The organism is Sulfitobacter undariae, assembly GCF_014196805.1.
Lineage (GTDB): Bacteria > Pseudomonadota > Alphaproteobacteria > Rhodobacterales > Rhodobacteraceae > Sulfitobacter > Sulfitobacter undariae.
Genome location: NZ_JACIEI010000001.1, coordinates 307,317 through 325,657, shown reverse-complemented (window position 1 = coordinate 325,657; position 18,341 = coordinate 307,317). Strand labels below are relative to the sequence as shown.

The 18,341-nt window shown below is 54.4% G+C and carries 20 protein-coding genes; 6 read left to right on the top strand and 14 right to left on the bottom strand.

What is annotated here, in order from left to right; all coding sequences use genetic code 11:
• The first annotated feature begins 26 nt into the window (after positions 1-26).
• The 6 genes from yidC to GGR95_RS01720 are packed head-to-tail and all read left to right on the top strand — an operon-like array spanning position 27 to position 5,291.
• Positions 27-1,838 (top strand): membrane protein insertase YidC, encoded by a 1,812-nt coding sequence (gene yidC / locus GGR95_RS01745; protein WP_184562148.1) that lies wholly within the window; start codon positions 27-29, stop codon positions 1,836-1,838.
• Complete coding sequence (locus GGR95_RS01740; protein WP_184562752.1) at positions 1,838-2,575, top strand: MOSC domain-containing protein; 738 nt, start codon at positions 1,838-1,840, stop codon at positions 2,573-2,575. The genes yidC and GGR95_RS01740 overlap by 1 nt, the downstream gene beginning before the upstream one ends.
• A complete protein-coding gene (gene yihA / locus GGR95_RS01735) occupies positions 2,575-3,225 on the top strand; it encodes a ribosome biogenesis GTP-binding protein YihA/YsxC (RefSeq protein ID WP_184562146.1) in 651 nt (216 codons plus the stop codon). The genes GGR95_RS01740 and yihA overlap by 1 nt, the downstream gene beginning before the upstream one ends.
• Before the next feature lie 37 nt (positions 3,226-3,262).
• Complete coding sequence (gene argB, locus GGR95_RS01730) at positions 3,263-4,126, top strand: acetylglutamate kinase (RefSeq protein WP_184562144.1); 864 nt, start codon at positions 3,263-3,265, stop codon at positions 4,124-4,126.
• Complete coding sequence (locus GGR95_RS01725; RefSeq protein ID WP_246423251.1) at positions 4,123-4,800, top strand: ferredoxin; 678 nt, start codon at positions 4,123-4,125, stop codon at positions 4,798-4,800. Before argB ends, GGR95_RS01725 begins: the two co-directional genes overlap by 4 nt.
• Positions 4,797-5,291, top strand: coding sequence for a SixA phosphatase family protein (locus tag GGR95_RS01720; RefSeq protein ID WP_184562140.1), 495 nt, complete (start codon positions 4,797-4,799; stop codon positions 5,289-5,291). The genes GGR95_RS01725 and GGR95_RS01720 overlap by 4 nt, the downstream gene beginning before the upstream one ends.
• A 48-nt stretch (positions 5,292-5,339) precedes the next feature.
• On the opposite strand, the gene GGR95_RS01715 is transcribed toward GGR95_RS01720, so the two are convergent.
• From GGR95_RS01715 to rpsM, 14 genes are all read right to left on the bottom strand, one after another.
• Positions 5,340-6,107 carry an amino acid ABC transporter ATP-binding protein gene (locus GGR95_RS01715; protein WP_184562138.1) on the bottom strand — a complete coding sequence of 256 codons (768 nt, stop codon included), beginning with the start codon at positions 6,105-6,107 and terminating at the stop codon, positions 5,340-5,342.
• 12 nt (positions 6,108-6,119) lie between these two features.
• Complete coding sequence (locus tag GGR95_RS01710) at positions 6,120-7,418, bottom strand: amino acid ABC transporter permease (protein WP_184562136.1); 1,299 nt, start codon at positions 7,416-7,418, stop codon at positions 6,120-6,122.
• Position 7,419: 1 nt separating this feature from the next.
• On the bottom strand, positions 7,420-8,658 hold the full coding sequence (locus tag GGR95_RS01705; protein ID WP_184562134.1) for an amino acid ABC transporter permease: 1,239 nt from the start codon (positions 8,656-8,658) through the stop codon (positions 7,420-7,422).
• Positions 8,659-8,781: 123 nt separating this feature from the next.
• The gene (locus GGR95_RS01700) at positions 8,782-9,798 is read right to left on the bottom strand and encodes an amino acid ABC transporter substrate-binding protein (protein WP_184562132.1); all 1,017 of its coding nucleotides are present in this window, start codon (positions 9,796-9,798) and stop codon (positions 8,782-8,784) included.
• Between the two features lie 195 nt (positions 9,799-9,993).
• Positions 9,994-10,704, bottom strand: a complete 711-nt coding sequence (locus GGR95_RS01695; protein WP_184562130.1) for an ATP12 family chaperone protein — start codon at positions 10,702-10,704, stop codon at positions 9,994-9,996.
• 3 nt (positions 10,705-10,707) lie between these two features.
• Positions 10,708-11,388, bottom strand: coding sequence for an HAD-IA family hydrolase (locus GGR95_RS01690; RefSeq protein WP_184562128.1), 681 nt, complete (start codon positions 11,386-11,388; stop codon positions 10,708-10,710).
• Positions 11,385-12,434: an RluA family pseudouridine synthase gene (locus GGR95_RS01685; protein WP_184562126.1), complete on the bottom strand. Its 1,050-nt coding sequence runs from the start codon at positions 12,432-12,434 to the stop codon at positions 11,385-11,387. The genes GGR95_RS01690 and GGR95_RS01685 overlap by 4 nt, the downstream gene beginning before the upstream one ends.
• Positions 12,431-12,811, bottom strand: coding sequence for a fluoride efflux transporter CrcB (gene crcB / locus GGR95_RS01680; protein ID WP_184562124.1), 381 nt, complete (start codon positions 12,809-12,811; stop codon positions 12,431-12,433). Before crcB ends, GGR95_RS01685 begins: the two co-directional genes overlap by 4 nt.
• A 42-nt stretch (positions 12,812-12,853) precedes the next feature.
• Positions 12,854-14,158, bottom strand: coding sequence for a replication-associated recombination protein A (locus GGR95_RS01675; RefSeq protein ID WP_184562122.1), 1,305 nt, complete (start codon positions 14,156-14,158; stop codon positions 12,854-12,856).
• 3 nt (positions 14,159-14,161) lie between these two features.
• The gene (locus tag GGR95_RS01670) at positions 14,162-15,538 is read right to left on the bottom strand and encodes a trypsin-like peptidase domain-containing protein (protein WP_184562120.1); all 1,377 of its coding nucleotides are present in this window, start codon (positions 15,536-15,538) and stop codon (positions 14,162-14,164) included.
• A gap of 120 nt (positions 15,539-15,658) precedes the next feature.
• Complete coding sequence (rplQ, locus tag GGR95_RS01665; RefSeq protein WP_025059519.1) at positions 15,659-16,075, bottom strand: 50S ribosomal protein L17; 417 nt, start codon at positions 16,073-16,075, stop codon at positions 15,659-15,661.
• Between the two features lie 159 nt (positions 16,076-16,234).
• On the bottom strand, positions 16,235-17,251 hold the full coding sequence (locus GGR95_RS01660) for a DNA-directed RNA polymerase subunit alpha (RefSeq protein WP_184562118.1): 1,017 nt from the start codon (positions 17,249-17,251) through the stop codon (positions 16,235-16,237).
• A 143-nt stretch (positions 17,252-17,394) separates the two neighbouring features.
• Complete coding sequence (gene rpsK / locus GGR95_RS01655) at positions 17,395-17,784, bottom strand: 30S ribosomal protein S11 (RefSeq protein ID WP_184562116.1); 390 nt, start codon at positions 17,782-17,784, stop codon at positions 17,395-17,397.
• A 15-nt stretch (positions 17,785-17,799) separates the two neighbouring features.
• Positions 17,800-18,168: a 30S ribosomal protein S13 gene (gene rpsM / locus GGR95_RS01650; protein WP_184562114.1), complete on the bottom strand. Its 369-nt coding sequence runs from the start codon at positions 18,166-18,168 to the stop codon at positions 17,800-17,802.
• Between the last annotated feature and the right edge of the window lie 173 nt (positions 18,169-18,341).

The window sequence follows — 18,341 nt, the reverse complement described above, 5'->3', positions numbered from 1 at the left end:
TTTTCAGACATCAGGTGGCGGTGCCAATGGACGATCAGAACAAAAACCTCATCATTGCAACAGTTCTCAGCTTCGTTGTGATCCTAGTGTGGTTCGTACTTTTTCCACCTCCTGAGGCGACGGCCCCAGTAGATGAGGTAACCTTGTCCGAGCCTGCGGGTGGTACAGCAGCCGCGCCAAGTGCTGATATCGCCGCGGCGGCAACAGCCAGCACCGAGACCGAACCGACAGCATTGGACAATGCCGCACGCGTTGCGATCAAAACGGATCGTGTAGACGGCTCTCTTTCGCTCTTGGGTGGCCGCATCGATCAACTCTCGCTGGTCGACTACAAAACAACTCTTGAAGACGATGCAACAATCGTTGAAATTCTCTTCCCTGCGAACGAAGACAATGCCCAATACGCCCTGCACGGCTGGGCCGCAGCGGCAGGCGTTGACCCCACCGCAGTACCCGGTCCCAACACGGTATGGGAACTGGCAGCAGGCGATGTCCTATCAGTAGGTAAGCCCGTCACCCTGCGCTGGGATAATGGTGCCGGTCTGGCGTTCTCTAAAGAGATCGCAATTGATGACAACTTCATGTTCACCATCACGCAATCCGTTGAAAACACCAGCGAAACGACTGCTTCGGTAGCACCCTACGCAGTACTTGCACGCCAAGGCATACCACCGGATTTGAAAAACTTCTTCATTCTTCACGAAGGTATCGTCGCCATGGCCGATGGCGAATACTCCGAGACCAACTGGAAAGACATGCCGGAGTTTGAATACAATCAACGCGCTGGGGCACGTACCGAAGAGAAGAACGTCACAGAAAATGGCTGGATTGGTTTTACCGACCACTTCTGGATGAGCGTTCTGATCCCGTCACAAGGCACAGCATTTAAAGCCGTCGCCAAATATGACGAGCGCCGCGATATCTACCAGACCGAAGCCGTTAGCCCAGTTCAAACAGTTGCACCCGGCCAAAGCATTTCGAATACGTCACAGTTCTTTGCAGGCGCGAAAGAATGGGCCGTTTTGAAAGAATACGAAGAAGCCGGTGTTTATAACTTTATCGACGCGATTGATTGGGGTTGGTTCTCTTTCTTGACCAAACCTATTTTCTGGCTCCTGCACAAACTCAATCTCATCATTGGCAACATGGGCATTGCAATCATCTGCCTTACTTTCCTCATCAAAGCAGTCCTTTTCCCGCTTGCCTATAAATCCAACGTTTCCATGGCCAAGATGAAAACGCTTCAACCGAAGATGGAAAAGCTGAAAGAAGAAGCAGGCGACGACCGTCAGAAAATGCAAGAAGGCATGATGGCCCTCTACAAAAAGGAAAAAGTGAACCCTGCCGCAGGCTGTTTACCGATCCTGCTACAGATTCCGATCTTCTTTTCACTCTACAAAGTTATCTTTGTCACCATCGAACTACGTCATGCTCCGTTCTTTGGGCCTTTCCAAGACCTTAGCGCGCCTGACCCAACCTCACTCTACAACTTCTTCGGTCTCCTCCCTTGGGGCGCACCCGAAGCGGGCAGCGTGATGGCGTTGGTCTTTATCGGTATTCTGCCGTTGATGTTGGGTATTTCGATGTGGTTGCAGCAAAAACTCAATCCAGCGCCCACAGACCCCACACAACAGATGATCTTTGCATGGATGCCATGGGTCTTCATGTTCATGCTCGGCAGCTTTGCCTCCGGCCTTGTGGTTTACTGGATCGCGAACAACACGATCACCTTCACACAGCAATATCTGATCATGCGCAGCCAAGGGGCCAAACCTGACCTTTTGGGCAACATCAAAGGCAGTTTGGGGCGTAAATCCAAAAAAGAGCCGAAGAAGTGATGAAGGTAACGGCGCTTTGGCGTCATCCTATCAAAAGCCACGGACGTGAGGCGCTAACGCGTGTCACGCTCACTCAAGGCGAATCAATGCCCTACGACCGCCTGTGGGCTATCGCCCATGAAGCGACCAAAGCTGACGGAACCGAGTGGGCGGCCTGCCAAAACTTTGGCAGAGTTGCCAAAACACCAGCTTTGGCCGCCATTTCCACAACGTTGGATGAACGCACCGAAACCATCACGCTGCACCATCCAGATCAGCCCGACCTGACGGTACAGCCCGACACGGAAAAATCCCGCCTGATAAACTGGATTACCCCATTGTGTGACGCAAGCCGCGCGCAGCCCACAGATGTTTTCCGCCTTGAGGGTCGTGGCTTTACCGATAGTCCCTTTGCCTCGGTGTCGCTGTGTAATGTCGCATCACAAACTGCACTGGAAGAGATCGCTCAAGCCCCGCTACAATCTGAACGGTGGCGCGGGAACTTCTGGTTTGACGGTGCTGCAGCATGGGACGAATTTGACTGGGTCGGTCGTGAAATGCGCCTCGGCACTGCTCTTCTGAAGATTGAAGCGCCCATTCGCCGCTGCATGGCGACCGCAGCAAACCCCCAAACCGGCCTTAGGGATGTAGACACGCTCAAAGCGCTAAACACCCTTGGCCATCAAGATTTCGGCATTTACGCTTCGATCATTAAGTCAGGCGATGTTGCCTGCGGCGACCAATTGGAGCTTGTCTAATGCAACTGCCCTTCCCCCTCACCGAAGAACCTGACGCACAATCAGAAGAAAAAGGCCGCCTACTGTTTGCGGGCCCGACTGAATTTGTCAAAGGTGTGGTTGCCATGTCTGGCCTGCCTGACGCAGAGCGAATCGAGGTTTGTTTTGCCGGGCGCTCAAACGTGGGCAAGTCATCACTTATCAATGCACTGACAGGTATGAAGGCACTAGCGCGTGCTTCAAATACGCCGGGCCGTACACAAGAAATCAACTATTTCACCGCTGGTGATGATTTCTACCTCGTTGACCTTCCCGGCTATGGCTATGCGAATGCCCCTTTGCCCGTTGTCGAAAAATGGCAGCGCCTGCTCAAGCAATTCTTGCAAGGCCGCCAAACCCTGCGCCGTGCCTTTGTATTGATTGATGCGCGCCACGGCGTCAAATCTGTTGATGACGAAATCATGAGCCTACTGGATAGCGCAGCTGTGACCTTCCAAGCCGTGCTGACCAAAGCTGACAAAGTCAAAGAAGTTGAGCGCGAAGAAATTCTTAATCAAGTTCGCGGCGCCCTCAGTAAACACCCTGCCGCCTATCCTGAGATCATTGTAACCTCGTCTGAAAAAGGCTGGGGAATTCCAACGTTGCGGACAGTGATTGCCACGCTAGAATAAGCGCCTATGATCCCTTGAAACCCTTGGGACCACGGATATGAGAAAACAAGATATGAACCGCGATTGGGCCGCTACCGCCGCTACTCTGTCACAGGCACTGCCCTATATGCAGCGCTATAATGATGCCACCGTTGTGATCAAGCTGGGTGGCCATGCCATGGGCAGCGACGAAGCGATGAATGAATTCGCCCGTGATGTTGTTCTGATGCGCCAAGTCGGAGTGAACCCTGTGATCGTGCATGGCGGCGGTCCGATGATCAATGACATGCTAAAGCGGTTGAACATCAAATCAGAATTTTTGAACGGGAAACGTGTGACCGATGCGGCAACCATGGAAGTGGTTGAGATGGTCCTGTCGGGCCTTGTGAATGCCAAGATCGTTCAAGCCATTTCTGCACAAGGCGGCCGCGCTGTTGGCGTCTCGGGTAAAGACAGCGGATTGATCATTTGCGAACCAGAGGATCCCGCATTGGGACTGGTTGGCAAGCCGGTTAAGGTCAACCCACGCCTGCTGTGGGATATGGCCGAAAAGGAATTAATCCCCGTCATTTCCCCACTTGGCATGGGCATGAATGGCGAGACCTTTAACATCAACGGCGATACAGCCGCTGGTGTGATTGCGGGCGCACTCAAGGCAGACAGGCTTTTGCTGCTCACCGATGTGTCTGGTGTTAAAAATGCTGCTGGTGAAGTGTTAACCGAACTGACCCCAAGCCAGATCGAAGAAATGACAGCCGATGGCACGATTGCGGGCGGAATGATCCCTAAAACGCAAACGGCCTTGGATGCGTTGAACGCAGGTGTGCGTGCCTCGGTTATTCTGGATGGCCGTGCGCCAAACGCTTGTTTGTTGGAACTCTTCACGGAACACGGTGCCGGCTCAATCATCCGCGCCGGATGAAACAAAATCCCCCATCCCCACAGGCGGTTCTTCTGAAGGTTCAGGGAATGGCCGCACCTTACGGGTTGATGGAAATGGGCGGGCTTCACAGCCCGCCAGACGCCCCCGCGCAAACCCATGTCCTTATCGGAACCGCGCCTGATTTCTGGCAAAGATTTGTCGCCAGTCCCGAATACATCGATGGTGCGCCTGATGCACTGGACCGATGGTCCCTGCGCGTCATCCCCCTGATTGCCAAGGCAGCAGGGGCCATCGACGTGGCCTATCCCTTTGGCGGCCCGCCTTATGCGCCCTTCATTGCGTGGGCCAAAGCCAGCGGCCAAGCTTTTGACAGCCCGACAGGGATGCTTGTCCATAACCGTGCGGGTTTGATGATCTCTTATCGCGGTGCGTTGATCTTTGAGGGGCGGCTGACCCTGCCAGCCCCCAGCGCGCACAGCCCTTGCGACCAGTGCACAGACCGCCCTTGTATCCCCGCCTGCCCCATCGGCGCATTATCCGACACGCATTTCTACGATGTCCCCGCCTGCAAGGCCCACATCCGCAGCCCGCAAGGGAGCGCCTGTATGACCCATGGCTGCGCGACACGCCTGGCTTGCCCCGTCAGCCAATCCTTCAACCGTCCAACGGAACAAACCGCATTCCACATGCGCGCCTTTAAGGGAAATTCATGAAACGTCTCATACTCATGCGCCACGCCAAATCGGATTGGTCCGATCTGACCGCCTCGGACCACGCCCGTACTCTCAATAATCGCGGACAACGCGGCGCTGAAGCGCTCGGGGAATGGTTATGCGGTCTAGCCATCCGCCCTGATCATGCGCTCTGTTCAGACTCTGCCCGCACAACCGAAACGCTGTCCCGTCTGGCCTTGGGGGATGTGCCTGCCACAACCACCAGAGATCTCTATCTGGCGGAGCCTGATGTGATGGCTGCCGCGCTTCGACGGATGGAGTGGGATTGTGTATTGATGATCGGCCATAATCCGGGATGTGCGATGCTGGCCGACATGCTGCTGACGCAAAGGCCCGATCATGAAGCATTTGACCGCTTCCCCACCTGCGCAACGCTTATCGCTGATTTTGATATCAGCTCGTGGCGTGATCTCAAAGTCGGGACAGGGACAGCCGTGCATTTCACAGTGCCCCGTGACCTAACGAAATAAGGGCGGAGATTTCCCCCCGCCCTTCAAAACTGTCCAGCTTAGTGTTGTTTAATGTCCCAAAATCTGGCTCAAGAACAACTGCGTGCGTGGGCTTTGCGGGTTGTTGAAAAATGCCTCCGGCTCATTCTGTTCAACAATTTGGCCCTGATCCATAAAGATCACGCGATTCGCCACCTGACGGGCAAAACCCATCTCGTGTGTCACGCAGAGCATCGTCATGCCTTCTTCGGCAAGCTCGATCATCGTATCCAAAACCTCTTTGATCATCTCGGGGTCTAGCGCCGATGTCGGTTCATCAAACAGCATAATGCGTGGACGCATACAGAGCGAACGGGCAATCGCCACACGCTGCTGTTGACCACCAGAAAGCTGCCCAGGATATTTATCAGCCTGATCAGGGATTTTCACCTTCTCCAAGAAATGCATCGCAATTTCTTCGGCTTCTTTCTTGGGTGTCTTGCGAACCCAAATCGGCGCCAAAGTACAGTTCTCTAGAATCGTCAGATGCGGAAAAAGGTTGAAGTGCTGGAAGCACATCCCCACTTCTGAGCGAATTTTGTCGATGTTTTTAAGGTCTGAGGACAACAACGTGCCATCCACTTCAATCGAGCCTTTTTGATGCTCTTCCAGCGCGTTAATACAACGGATCAGCGTGGATTTACCCGAACCGGATGGCCCGCAAATCACGATACGCTCACCACGATGTACCGTCAGATCAATGTCGCGCAGCACGTGGAAAGTGCCGTACCACTTGTTCATCTTCTGGATCGAAATAGCGATTTCGTCGGATACTTGTAGTTTTGCAGCTTCAGCCATGTTCCGGGCTCCTTAACGATGATCTGTCGCGAGACGGCGTTCCAGCCACTGCGAATATTGTGAAATGCCGTAACACACGACGAAGAATAGCAGCGCGGCAAAGCCGAACAGCTCCCAATACACGCCGTTCCAATCAGTGGAGGCGAGGATGGGACCACGGATCATACCGACCATGTCAAACATCGAGATAACGGAAACAAGCGTGGTATCCTTGAACAAGCCAACGGCAATGTTCACGATACCAGGGATCGAAATTTTGAGCGCTTGGGGCAGGATGATCAAACGCATGGATTGCGCATAATCCAGCCCAAGGCTGTCCGCCGCCTCATATTGGCCTTTTGGCAAAGCGGCCAGACCACCACGGATCACCTCGGCGATATAGGCCGCCGAGAACAAAGTGATCATGATCACAACCCGTACGAACAGATCAACCGTCTGATCAGGTGGAAAGAAGTAGGACAACATCACACTGGCCACAAACAGCAGCGTGATCAGTGGCACCCCCCTGATGAATTCGATGAATATTACACAAATCCATTTGATCAACGGCATCGAGCTTTGACGCCCCAGTGCCAGTGCGATTCCTAGAGGAATTGACAGGGACACACAGGTGAGGCCCAGCATCATATTCAACATGAAACCGCCCAAATCACGCGACGGCACAGCTTCGAGGAAGGGGGTCGCAGGTGCCAGCGCCGCCACAGCGAAGCCGCCAATGTACCAAACAACCGCCGCTGCAACGATACCGCCGAAGAAGCCAGCGGCGAAGTTTTGCGCCACAAAGCGGGCATAGACAAAGTAACCAGCAACAAAGCCAACCAAGGCAAAGACCGGAATCCAGACCGTACCGCCCCAAATCAACCAATAGGCCGCGAAAGGAAACAACCCGGTGATGATCAGCAGCTTGCGCGGCAGGTCAAAGAACAGCACCGGTGCCAAGGCGATGAACATCAACAAAAAAGCCAATGTCGGACGCCAGTAGAGTTCGGCTGGATATTTGAACCCGAACAAAAGCTGGTTCCAGCGTTCTGTCAGAACCGAGAAGCACGCAGCAGAGCGTCCTTGTAGCACTTCTCGACATTCGGACAGCGAGGATGTCGTCCACAGACCGCCTAGGATCCAAGGCAACGTCGCGCTAAGCACCAGATAGATCACATAGAATGCAGCAACAGTGAGCAACGCATTTGGCCATGTGGCAAACAAGTTGTCGCGCATCCATTTTACCGGACCCGCAGCACTGGAAGGTGCCGTTTGTTGGGGGATTTCGGTTGTCCGTACAAAAGCAACGGAATGTTCATGCGTATCTGACATCTCAGCGCTCCTTCAGTTTCATGGATGAGTTATAGACATTCATCGCAGTCGAGATCGTCAGAGAGATCACCAAGTAAAACAGCATCAACAGCAGCACGCATTCAATCGCACGCCCTGTTTGGTTCAGTGTGATACCGCCCAGTGTGGCCGTGATATCCGCATAGCCCACAACAATCGCCAATGACGAGTTTTTGGTAATGTTCAGGTATTGCGAAATCAGCGGTGGAATGATGACCCGCAGAGCTTGCGGTAGCACTACAAGGCTCATCACGCGACGGGGGCGAATGCCCAAAGCAGCAGCAGCTTCGGTCTGGCCCTGTGAAACGGCCTGAATACCCGCACGCACGTTTTCGGCGATGAAAGCCCCTGTATAAACAGAAAGGGCCAACCACAAAGCGATGAGCGGCCCGCCAATTTTGATCCCTCCGCCAAAGTTGAACCCTTTGAGGACGGGAATATCCCAAGCAAGGCCAAGAATCAGGCAGAACACAGTGATCGGCAACAGCCAGATCGCCAAATTGGTCCAAAGTGTATTGGGGCGAATGCCAGTGGCTTCTTGAACAACGTTGGCTCTTTTGGTCATAAACCGCGCGCCAAAGAAAGAGGCAACCAGCACAGCCAGAGCAAGCAACCAGTTTAACGCGCTCCCCTCACCGCCGCCAAAACCGCGGGTGAAATAAGGTGCTGGTGTATAAACGCCCCGGTTCGTGAATGCGAAAAGATCCATAAACATGGACGCCGTCGGTTCATCTCCGCGAAATTCCCGCGGGCCGGGCATTACAGCAGTCATGATCGTGAAGATGATGATAATCCAGATCAGCACGGGGATGTTGCGGAAAATCTCAACGTAAAAAGACATCAACTTGCGTACAAGCCAGTTGTTGGACAGGCGCAAAACACCCGCGAAAACACCCAAAATGGTTGCGGTGATGCAGGCCATAAAGGCCACCAGCAAAGTATTCAAAATCCCGACAAATGCAGCACGCAGGTTCGTTGACTGACTATTATAGTCAATCAGCGTCTGGTTGATATCATAGCCGGCTGAACTTCCCAAAAAGCCGAAGGAAATATTCAATCCGGCTTCGCGCAGGTTTGTCGCAAGGTTTGAGTAAAGATAGCCTAGGGCCGAAACCAATATGATCGCTGCGATGACCTGTAGTGTCATCGACCTGTATCGTGTGTCGTTCAACAGCATAGATAGCCGGAACGAGCCCTTTGGAGGGTCCGAGAGTGTCGACATGATATGTATCCCCGTGGTCCCGGTCTGTTTTATGCGCCTTTTGACGTCATTGCCGGGTCATTTATTTATCGTTGGTCGTAAAGAACAAAGGGCGCAGCAGATGCGCGCCCTTTGTCGGTTTGTTTAGCGGAATGGTGGGGCGTACAGCAGGCCGCCGTCTGTCCACTGTGCGTTCAAGCCACGCGCCAGACCGATTGGAGTTTCTTCGCCGATGTTTTTGGCAAATACTTCACCGTAGTTGCCTTGCGCTTCGATTGCGCGCTTGGCCCATTCAGCATCCAGACCAATCATAGCACCCAGGTCGCCTTCGGCGCCGAGCAAACGTGCGACTTCGGGGTTGTTGGTCGAAGCAGCCATTTCACTAACGTTTGTCGAGGATACACCCAGCTCTTCAGCTGCGATCAAAGCATTCAAAGTCCAGCGGACAATGTCCGCCCAATCATTGTCACCGTGACGAACCAACGGGCCGAGTGGCTCTTTGGAGATAATCTCAGGCAGCAAAACGTGGTCACCGGGAGTTTCGAACGTTGCACGTGAAGAAGCAAGACCGGAGGCATCCGTTGTATAGACGTCGCATGCGCCCGCAAGATATTGCTGAATGGCTTCTGCGTTTGTCTCGATTGGCACTGGCTCATAGCTGATGTTGTTGGCGCGGAAGAAGTCGGCCAAGTTCAGCTCTGTTGTTGTACCCGTCTGGATGCAGACAGTTGCACCATCAAGATCTTTTGCCGAAGAAACGCCCAATGCTTTGGGTGCCAGAAAGCCCTGACCGTCATAATAGTTTACGCCTGCGAAATCGAACTTTAGGTCGGTGTCGCGGGAGAATGTCCATGTGGTGTTACGCGACAACATGTCGATCTCGCCGGAGGACAGCGCTGTAAAGCGTGTCTTGCCGGTTGTAGGTACAAATTCTACGGCAGTCGCATCGCCCAGAACCGCAGCAGCGACCGCACGACAAACGGCAACGTCAAAGCCCATCCATTCGCCATTTGCGTCAGGTGCGGAAAATCCGGCCAGACCAGTTGAAACGCCACAGTTTAATGTGCCGCGTGCTTTGACGTCATCCAACGTACCAGCAGCCGCTGCACCAGCAGACAGACCGGCGATCGTTAGTGCGCCAAGAATAATTGATTTTTTCATTGTTACCTCTTCCTGATTTTCCACCACTTGCGGGTGGATGTACCGGCGCAATGAGCGCCGGAGGTGATACGCTATGGGCAATGCCCATATAGTGGTCATGAGTTTGGGCGGATTCCCGCATAAAGGTCAAGTAGAGAGCGGGAAAAAGAGGTGTAACGCAGTTCATTGATTAAAAGAATAGCGGCCCGATAGGCGTCAGGCTTGTGCCAGATCGAACATGCGTTTGGCATGGATAAAGGCAATACGCTTGGTCTCGGCAAGCGCGGTGGCGTCTTCGTCTTCGCCCCATTGCTCTTCTTGCCACAACTCGTCTAACCGCGAAATCGCCCATAGCTCATCAGCCGTTTTAACATCCAACGCAGCTGCAAAGCCCAGCACAAGGGAGCCCGACATACCAACAAGATCATGGAATGCAGCCAATTCGAATTTGTCCAATGCGTGGGTCCGTTGGCTTAATTTCTCTATCACAACAGGGTCTTGCGGGATATGCATAACCCCTGTCCGAGTCAAAAGAGGAGCATCAAGAACCTCTGCGGCCCACTCAAGAATCGGGTCCCATTGCTCTGCTTGGCGTGCAACCAATTCTTCGGGCGTATCCGCGCGGTAGCACAAAAGATCGCTATCCCCGTAAGCTGCAAGCATCTCTGCCACTTCCGCATGCTGCTGCGAAACTTTGTCGATGGCTGCATTTGCAGTTTTTGTGGCTGGCATCGTATTGGGATTGATCGCATCTTGCTGCGCACTCCACTCTTGCGCAATCACGGCGGCCATGGCGTGGGTTGGGACGTGCAATGCACGTTTAGCGGGCGTTTTGACACCGCGCCCATCCAGTTCAACCGTGAAACCACCCTCGGTGGGAACGACAAGCGCCTCTTTCCAGAATCGTTTCGCTTTCCACTCGCTCATGTCTCAGACCTTCCAAATCGTATCTAACAACGCGGGCAGCGCATCGAAGCTGTCGATCCGGTGCTTTGCCGCCGTCAGTTGCGCAGCCGTGTGATAGCCCCAGCTTACGCCGATCCCTGTCACGCCAGCGGCCTGCGCCATTTCCATATCAAAGCTGGTATCCCCCAGCATCACAGCGTTTTCGGCATCGACGCCTGTGTCGCTCAACGCTTGTAAAATCATCGAAGGATGCGGCTTGGACGGGTGAAAATCAGCAACTTGTTGCGTGACAAACATGCCCTCCAGCCCATGCGCCTCAATCAGCTTATCCAGCCCGCGCTTGGACTTGCCTGTGGCCACGCCCAACAGGATATCAGGCTGGGCATGCAACGCCGCCAATGCATCACGAGCACCGGGGTAGAACGGCGATGAAATCGCGCCGCCCTGCTGTGCACGCAAGGACATATAGGCGTCTTTGTACCCCTGAACCAACCGCGCTAACGCTGCGCTATCCGCATCAGGGGCAAGCTGTGGCATCAGAACATCCAGCGACAATCCCACAACGCCCAACACCTCGGCGCGAGGCGGGGTCGGCAAACCCTCATTGGAAAACGCCAAATGCATAGCGCCCAATATATCCGACTGGCTATCCACCAACGTGCCATCCACGTCGAAAATCACCAGCCGCAAGGGCGTGTCGCTCATCCCCAGTCCTCTCCGAACGGGTTGTCAGGTGCAAATTTCGTGTGCCACGCGAAGGTATCCCACGTCCGCTGCATATGCTCGGGAATGGGCGCTACCAGATTCAACATTGCTTTGGTCGCGGGGTGCTGGATTGTCAGGCTGCGGGCATGCAGGTGCAACTTTTTAGAGATATCCCCACCCAGTTGCGCGCCCCAACCATCGCCCATATTTTCCTGACCTGATCCACCATATTTACCGTCCCCAATGATCGGATGTCCTATCTCGGCCATGTGCACGCGCAATTGGTGGGTGCGGCCTGTCACAGGGCTAAGCGCCATCCATGAGGTACGGGTCCCTGCCTGCTCCAATACGGAATAATCCGTTGTGGCGCGTTTGGCACCTTCGGTGCTGTCAACATCACGCGGATGGACAGCATGCATTTTCTCGCCTTCGCCGCGCGGGCCATGGCCCCCAGCTTTGACCAGACCGAACTTGATTGTACCATTGCGCGGATGCGGCGCACCGGCGACAGCAGCCCAATAGATTTTGCGCGTCTCACGGTGACGGAAATTGGCGGTCAGCGCCTTGGCTGCCTCGCGGGTACGGGCCAACAACAGAACGCCGGACGTGTCTTTGTCCAAACGGTGCACAAGGCGCGGTTTTTCGTCCAGATCAAACATCAACGCTTCGGACAGCGCATCAACATGCCGCTCGCCCTGCCCTGAACCGCCTTGCACAGGCAAGCCCGGTGGCTTGTTCAGCGCGATCACATGATCGTCGCGGTAGATCACGCAGGCGCGGATCATTTTGGCCTCGGCATCCGTGACCGTGGTGCGTCTGGGCGGCGGCGGCGCTTCGCCCGTGGGCAGAGGCGGGATACGCACTTCTTGCCCGACTTCCACGCGGGTGGAGCCCTTTACACGGCCCCCATCCACACGGATTTCACCCTTGCGGCACATCTTTTCGATGCGGCCCTGCGGGATTTGTGGAAACTGGTGTTTAAACCAACGGTCAAGCCGTTGATCCCCGTCACCTTCTGCTACGGTAATTGTCTGTACACGGCTCATGCGAATACCCCTCTGGCGATCCAAAGCCCTAAAATTAATCCACCCACGCTTAGCACAACTGACAACGCAACATAAGCGCCTGCCGCAGCAATTTGCCCACGTTCCATCAGCGTCACAGCCTCAAGCGAGAAGGTGGAAAACGTTGTGAAACCGCCCAGCATACCTGTCATCACCAGCGGGCTGTACTGCGTAAGGCCTTTGTTGGCGGCAAACACCACAAAGACGCCCATCAAAAACGAGCCCAAAATATTGACCGAAAGCACCGCCAGAGGAAACTCTGACGGACCTGTTAAACGCAATATGCCAACGCCAGCAAGATAGCGGCACGTGGCACCAATCGCGCCACCCAAAGCAACAAGGGAAATAGTTGAAATCATGGGCCTGCAATCGCGTGAGCGCAGCCCAGAGTCAACTGTAGTTCAGCTTTCGCGCTGTTTGCGTAGTTTGGCGAAGTAATCATGCCGCTTTTTCAAATCGCGTTCAAAACCCCGCTCAACGGGTTGGTATAGCGCTGGCCGTTCCATCCCCTCAGGGAAATAGTTCTGGCCCGAAAAGGCATCCTCGGCGTCATGGTCATAGGCATAACCCGTGCCATAGCCCAATTCCTTCATCATGCCCGTCGGCGCATTAAGGATATGTTTGGGCGGCGGCGCTGAGCCTGTCGCCTTGGCGGCATTACGCGCGGCTTTATAGGCCACATAGTTAGCATTACTTTTCGGTGCGAGTGCCAAGTAAATCACGGCTTGGGACAGCGCCAACTCGCCTTCCGGTGAACCCAAACGCTCATAGGTGTCCCAGCTTTGCAGACAAACCGCCTGTGCTTGCGGATCAGCAAGTGAAATGTCCTCAATCGCCATGCGCACAAGGCGGCGTGCCAGATAACGCGGGTCTTCGCCCCCTTCCAACATCCGTGCAAACCAGTAAATCGCGGCATCAGGATCACTGCCGCGCACAGATTTATGCAAAGCCGAAATCAGATTGTAATGCTCATCCCCGCCTTTATCGTATTGCGCCGCGCGTTTGCTGAGGCGTTTACCAAGCGCCGCCGTATCCAGCGGTGCATCGACCTTCCATGATGCTATCTGCTCTATCAAATTCAGTAACGCCCGTCCGTCGCCATCTGCCATGTCCAACAGATTTTGACGCGCAGAAGGCTGTAGCGGCAACGTCATTTCCAACTCGGCCTCCGCACGCACAACCAGATTTTCCAGATCTTCACCGTCTAACCGTTCCAGCACCAACACCTGAGCACGGCTCAGGACAGCGCGGTTCAGCTCAAAGCTCGGGTTTTCGGTTGTGGCCCCCACAAGCAAGATCGTGCCATCCTCCATGTGAGGCAAAAAGCCATCTTGTTGAGCCTTGTTGAAGCGGTGGATTTCGTCAACGAATAGCAAGGTGCCCTGCCCATTTTGTCGCCTCATCTTGGCCGCTTCAAACACCCGTCGCAGCTCTGGCACACCACTGAAAATCGCGCTGATCTGCACAAAATGCATGTCAGTTTCATCTGCCAGCAGCCGCGCAATCGTGGTTTTACCCACCCCAGGCGGCCCCCAGAAAATGAGTGAACTGAGTGCGCCACCGTCCAGCATCACCGTCAACGGCGCATCCGGTCCCAGAACCTGACGTTGGCCGATCACCTCGCCTAGAGTCTTGGGGCGCAAACGATCCGCTAATGGTCGATGGCCGCTATCTATTGGGGTCGCTGCACCGAACAAATCAGCCATGCATTATCCCCTGAACCGCATGGAAATACGCTGCGCGCCCCGTTGCACTGTCATTTCAATCTGGCGGACCCGACCGGCAAGCAATTCGACCGCGGTATTTGGATGAATCAAATTTGTCCCGTTGAGGGCCAAGATCACATCTCCCTCACGCAGACCCGCACGGGCCGCATATGCACCCGTATCCATAACCGCGACCCCCTCCACTTCCAGTGGCAAGTTGAGTTCGGCCAAGACAGCCGGATTGATGCGGGCCAGTTTCAAACCCGGAAAGGCGCTATTTTCTGGCAACGTCACCTCATCACGCGAGGGGATTTCGGGTGCAGCAATCAATGCTACATTCACGTTCTTCTCCGCACCCTGACTGCTAAAGCTAACATCTGCTTGCGCACCAAGGCCAATGGCGCTCATCCGGTAGACCATTTCTGCGGGCGTGTTAACAGGTTGCCCGCCAACTGTCAGGATCACATCCCCGACATCCAGCCCCGCCTCGAGGAACGGGCTTGCGGGGTGCAGGCCTGAAATGATGATGCCGCCAGAGCGGTCAAAACCCAACGTCGAGGCCATATCGGAATCAAGGGGTTGCCCGCTGATACCCGCCCAAGGACGGTTAAATTCACTCCGCCCTTCTTGGGCTTGCGCCACAAAGGCAGAGACCAGATCAGCAGGGATTGCAAAGCCGATGCCGTTAGACCCACCTGAACGGGAGAGAATAGAGGTGTTGATACCAATCAGACGCCCAGCAACATCTACCAATGCGCCACCTGAATTACCGGGGTTAATGGGGGCATCTGTCTGGATGTAATACCCACGCCCACTGCCGCCCGAATTGCCAGAGCGCGCCAGACCCGACACAATGCCGCTGCTGACGGTTTGCCCCACCCCAAAAGGGTTACCAATGGCCAGTGCTAACTCCCCCACTTCGACGCTGTCACTGCTGCGCAGAGTCAAAAACGGCAAATCATCAGGGGCATCAATTTTGAGGATGGCCAAATCGCTTTCCTCATCCCCCAAAAGAACCCGTGCCGAGAACTCACGTCGGTCATTCAGGACCACGCGAATTTCAGTGGCCATGCCAACGACGTGAAAGTTACTCACCACGATGCCATCCTCAGAAAGGATCACGCCCGAACCAAGCGAGTTTTGCACGCGCGGCTTGCGGTCGCTCAGCGGGTCACGGAAAAACCGCTCAAAGAACGGATCGGATTGAAGTGGCGTTTTACGCACTTCGCGGATCGTTTTAGCATAGATGTTCACGACCGCAGGGGCCGCTTGTTTGACGACGGGCACAAAGCTCATCTGCATCTCGGCTGCATTTTCGGGGACCTGCTGCGCGGTGAGCGGGCTGGCGATTAGGGCGATGATCAGGGCTAAATATCTCATACCATATGATATGCGCAGCCTGCGGCTGTCATGCAACCGCTCTGTCATGTTCATACCCACAAAAAGCAAAAAGCCCCACCAAGTGGCGGGGCCTTTCGTCTCACGGAAAGTGAGTAATTCTTATTCTGCGGCTTCTTCTGCTGCAACGCGGGCTTTGTCAGCTGCGCCTTTGGCGTCGCGGTCGCGGTCAACGAATTCGATGATCGCCATAGGCGCCATGTCACCATAGCGGAAGCCCGCTTTCAGAACGCGCACGTAACCACCTTGGCGGTCTTTGTAGCGTGGTCCGAGGATGTCGAACAATTTTGTAACGTACTGATCTTCTTTCAGACGTGCGCGGGCCTGACGACGGGCGTGCAAATCGCCACGTTTCGCGAGCGTGATCATCTTCTCGATGATCGGGCGCAATTCTTTTGCTTTTGGCAATGTTGTCTTGATTTGCTCATGCTCAATCAGCGAGCCGGCCATGTTGGCCCAGAGCGCCTTGCGGTGCTCATGTGTGCGGTTAAGACGGCGGTATCCACGTGCGTGACGCATTGTAGTTCTCCAATAGATAGGCCCTCTACGGGCGGTTTTACTTTGTCTGGTTGACGTGCGTAGCGCCAACTCTCCTTGGGGCGTTTTGCCCGGATTTCAGGGGGCACACACTGTGCACCCCCTGTACACCGTCCGTACACCGGACGAATGCTTTTGGCTTTAGAAGTTGTCTTCGAACTTCTTGGCCAGATCTTCGATGTTCTCTGGTGGCCAGTCCTCAACGTCCATGCCGAGGTGCAGACCCATGCCTGACAACACTTCCTTGATCTCGTTCAAGGACTTGCGGCCAAAGTTCGGTGTGCGCAGCATTTCGGCTTCGGTCTTCTGGATCAGATCGCCAATATACACGATATTGTCGTTCTTCAGGCAGTTGGCGGAACGTACAGACAGTTCCAGCTCGTCCACTTTCTTGAGCAGAAGCGGGTTGAACTCGAGGCCATCGTCGTCGTCCTGACGGGAAGCTGATTCTGGTTCGTCGAAGTTCACGAAGATGCCCAATTGATCCTGAAGGATACGTGCGGCAAATGCCACTGCATCGTCAGGCGTCAGGGAGCCGTCGGTTTCGACTTTCATTGTCAGTTTGTCATAGTCCAGAACCTGACCTTCGCGGGTAGGCTGAACATCATAGCTGACTTTTTTCACAGGTGAGTAGATCGCATCGATCGGGATAAGACCGATTGGCGCGTCTTCTGGCTTGTTCTTGTCAGCAGAGACATAGCCCTTGCCAGTGTTGACCATCAGTTCCATGTAGATGTCTGCACCGTCGTCGAGGTGGCAGATAACATGGTCGCGGTTCAGGATTTCGATGCCAGCGGTTTCGCCGATATCGCCAGCCGTCACAACGCCCGGGCCTTTTGCGGAGATGGACAGACGCTTTGGTCCTTCGACTTCCATACGGATGGAAACGCCTTTGAGGTTCAAGATGATGTCGGTGACATCTTCACGAACGCCAGCAACTGACGAGAACTCGTGCAGAACGTTGTCGATTTGTACGGATGTGATTGCCGCGCCTTGCAGCGAGGACATCAGAACGCGGCGCAGCGCGTTGCCCATTGTGAGACCAAAACCACGCTCAAGCGGCTCTGCAATCACTGTCGCCTGACGTGCAGGATCATTTCCGGGTTTAACTTCAAGCTGTGTTGGCTTGATCAGTTCGGCCCAATTTTTGTGGATCATATGTCCCTCCATTCCTGTTCACGCCCGTATGTCCAACCGGGGCAAACTCCCGAGGTTTCAATAAGTCGCGCCCAGATTACGCGCTGTAGAATGTCGTATAGGGCCCGCGATATTTCGCGAACCCTATGTAATATCTTTGTCGCTTAAACGCGGCGGCGTTTTGGCGGACGGCAACCGTTGTGTGCCATTGGTGTTACATCACGGATAGAGGTGATGTTGAAACCGGCAGCTGCCAGAGCGCGCAATGCGCTTTCACGGCCCGAACCTGGACCTTGCACTTCGACTTCCAGCGTTTTCACGCCGTGGTCTTGTGCTTTTTTGCCTGCATCTTCGGCGGCCATCTGAGCTGCGTAAGGAGTAGATTTACGCGACCCTTTGAAGCCCATTGTACCAGCGGACGACCATGCAATGGCGTTGCCCTGTACGTCGGAGATCAGGATTTTTGTGTTGTTGAAAGAAGAGTTCACATGCGCCACACCTGCGGCGATGTTCTTGGAGACCTTCTTTTTGGTGCGTTTTGCTTCGCGTGCCATTAGCTGAGCCCTCCCTTATTTCTTCTTACCAGCAATGGCCTTAGCAGGGCCTTTGCGAGTGCGAGCGTTGGTGTGAGTACGCTGACCGCGTACAGGCAAGTTACGACGGTGACGCAGGCCACGGTAGCACCCCAGATCCATCAAACGTTTGATGTTCATCTGTGTGTCACGGCGCAGGTCGCCTTCGACGGTATAGTGCTCGTCGATGTACTCGCGGATTTTCAAGATTTCGTCATCAGACAACTCGTTGATGCGACGTGTAAAATCGATTTTTACAGCTTCGCAAATGGCCTGAGCCGAAGAGTTACCGATACCGGTGATATATGTGAGGGCGATTGGAACCCGCTTTGCAGTCGGGATGTTTACGCCGGCAATACGTGCCACGTGTGCAATTCCTTTTCGTTGCGGGTCCGTTATGCCAGACCCTTTTTTCACAACGTAAGCCCGAGGCGTCTTATGCCTGCGGGCTACAGCTGATCAGGTGATCCTGAGAAGAATATAAATATTCACCACAGTTTGATTCTCTGTCGAGATACGGCTCACTATGGGCTTTTGGG

Coding starts and splice junctions, on each gene's coding strand:
- GGR95_RS01670 (WP_184562120.1), bottom strand. CDS start 15,538: ATGAGATATTTAGCCCTGATCATCGCCCTAATCGCCAGCCCGCTCACC.
- argB (WP_184562144.1), top strand. CDS start 3,263: ATGAGAAAACAAGATATGAACCGCGATTGGGCCGCTACCGCCGCTACT.
- GGR95_RS01700 (WP_184562132.1), bottom strand. CDS start 9,798: ATGAAAAAATCAATTATTCTTGGCGCACTAACGATCGCCGGTCTGTCT.
- yihA (WP_184562146.1), top strand. CDS start 2,575: ATGCAACTGCCCTTCCCCCTCACCGAAGAACCTGACGCACAATCAGAA.
- GGR95_RS01675 (WP_184562122.1), bottom strand. CDS start 14,158: ATGGCTGATTTGTTCGGTGCAGCGACCCCAATAGATAGCGGCCATCGA.
- GGR95_RS01685 (WP_184562126.1), bottom strand. CDS start 12,434: ATGAGCCGTGTACAGACAATTACCGTAGCAGAAGGTGACGGGGATCAA.
- yidC (WP_184562148.1), top strand. CDS start 27: ATGGACGATCAGAACAAAAACCTCATCATTGCAACAGTTCTCAGCTTC.
- GGR95_RS01740 (WP_184562752.1), top strand. CDS start 1,838: ATGAAGGTAACGGCGCTTTGGCGTCATCCTATCAAAAGCCACGGACGT.
- GGR95_RS01720 (WP_184562140.1), top strand. CDS start 4,797: ATGAAACGTCTCATACTCATGCGCCACGCCAAATCGGATTGGTCCGAT.
- GGR95_RS01660 (WP_184562118.1), bottom strand. CDS start 17,251: ATGATCCACAAAAATTGGGCCGAACTGATCAAGCCAACACAGCTTGAA.
- GGR95_RS01715 (WP_184562138.1), bottom strand. CDS start 6,107: ATGGCTGAAGCTGCAAAACTACAAGTATCCGACGAAATCGCTATTTCG.
- GGR95_RS01695 (WP_184562130.1), bottom strand. CDS start 10,704: ATGAGCGAGTGGAAAGCGAAACGATTCTGGAAAGAGGCGCTTGTCGTT.
- crcB (WP_184562124.1), bottom strand. CDS start 12,811: ATGATTTCAACTATTTCCCTTGTTGCTTTGGGTGGCGCGATTGGTGCC.
- GGR95_RS01710 (WP_184562136.1), bottom strand. CDS start 7,418: ATGTCAGATACGCATGAACATTCCGTTGCTTTTGTACGGACAACCGAA.
- GGR95_RS01725 (WP_246423251.1), top strand. CDS start 4,123: ATGAAACAAAATCCCCCATCCCCACAGGCGGTTCTTCTGAAGGTTCAG.
- rplQ (WP_025059519.1), bottom strand. CDS start 16,075: ATGCGTCACGCACGTGGATACCGCCGTCTTAACCGCACACATGAGCAC.
- rpsK (WP_184562116.1), bottom strand. CDS start 17,784: ATGGCACGCGAAGCAAAACGCACCAAAAAGAAGGTCTCCAAGAACATC.
- GGR95_RS01705 (WP_184562134.1), bottom strand. CDS start 8,658: ATGTCGACACTCTCGGACCCTCCAAAGGGCTCGTTCCGGCTATCTATG.
- GGR95_RS01690 (WP_184562128.1), bottom strand. CDS start 11,388: ATGAGCGACACGCCCTTGCGGCTGGTGATTTTCGACGTGGATGGCACG.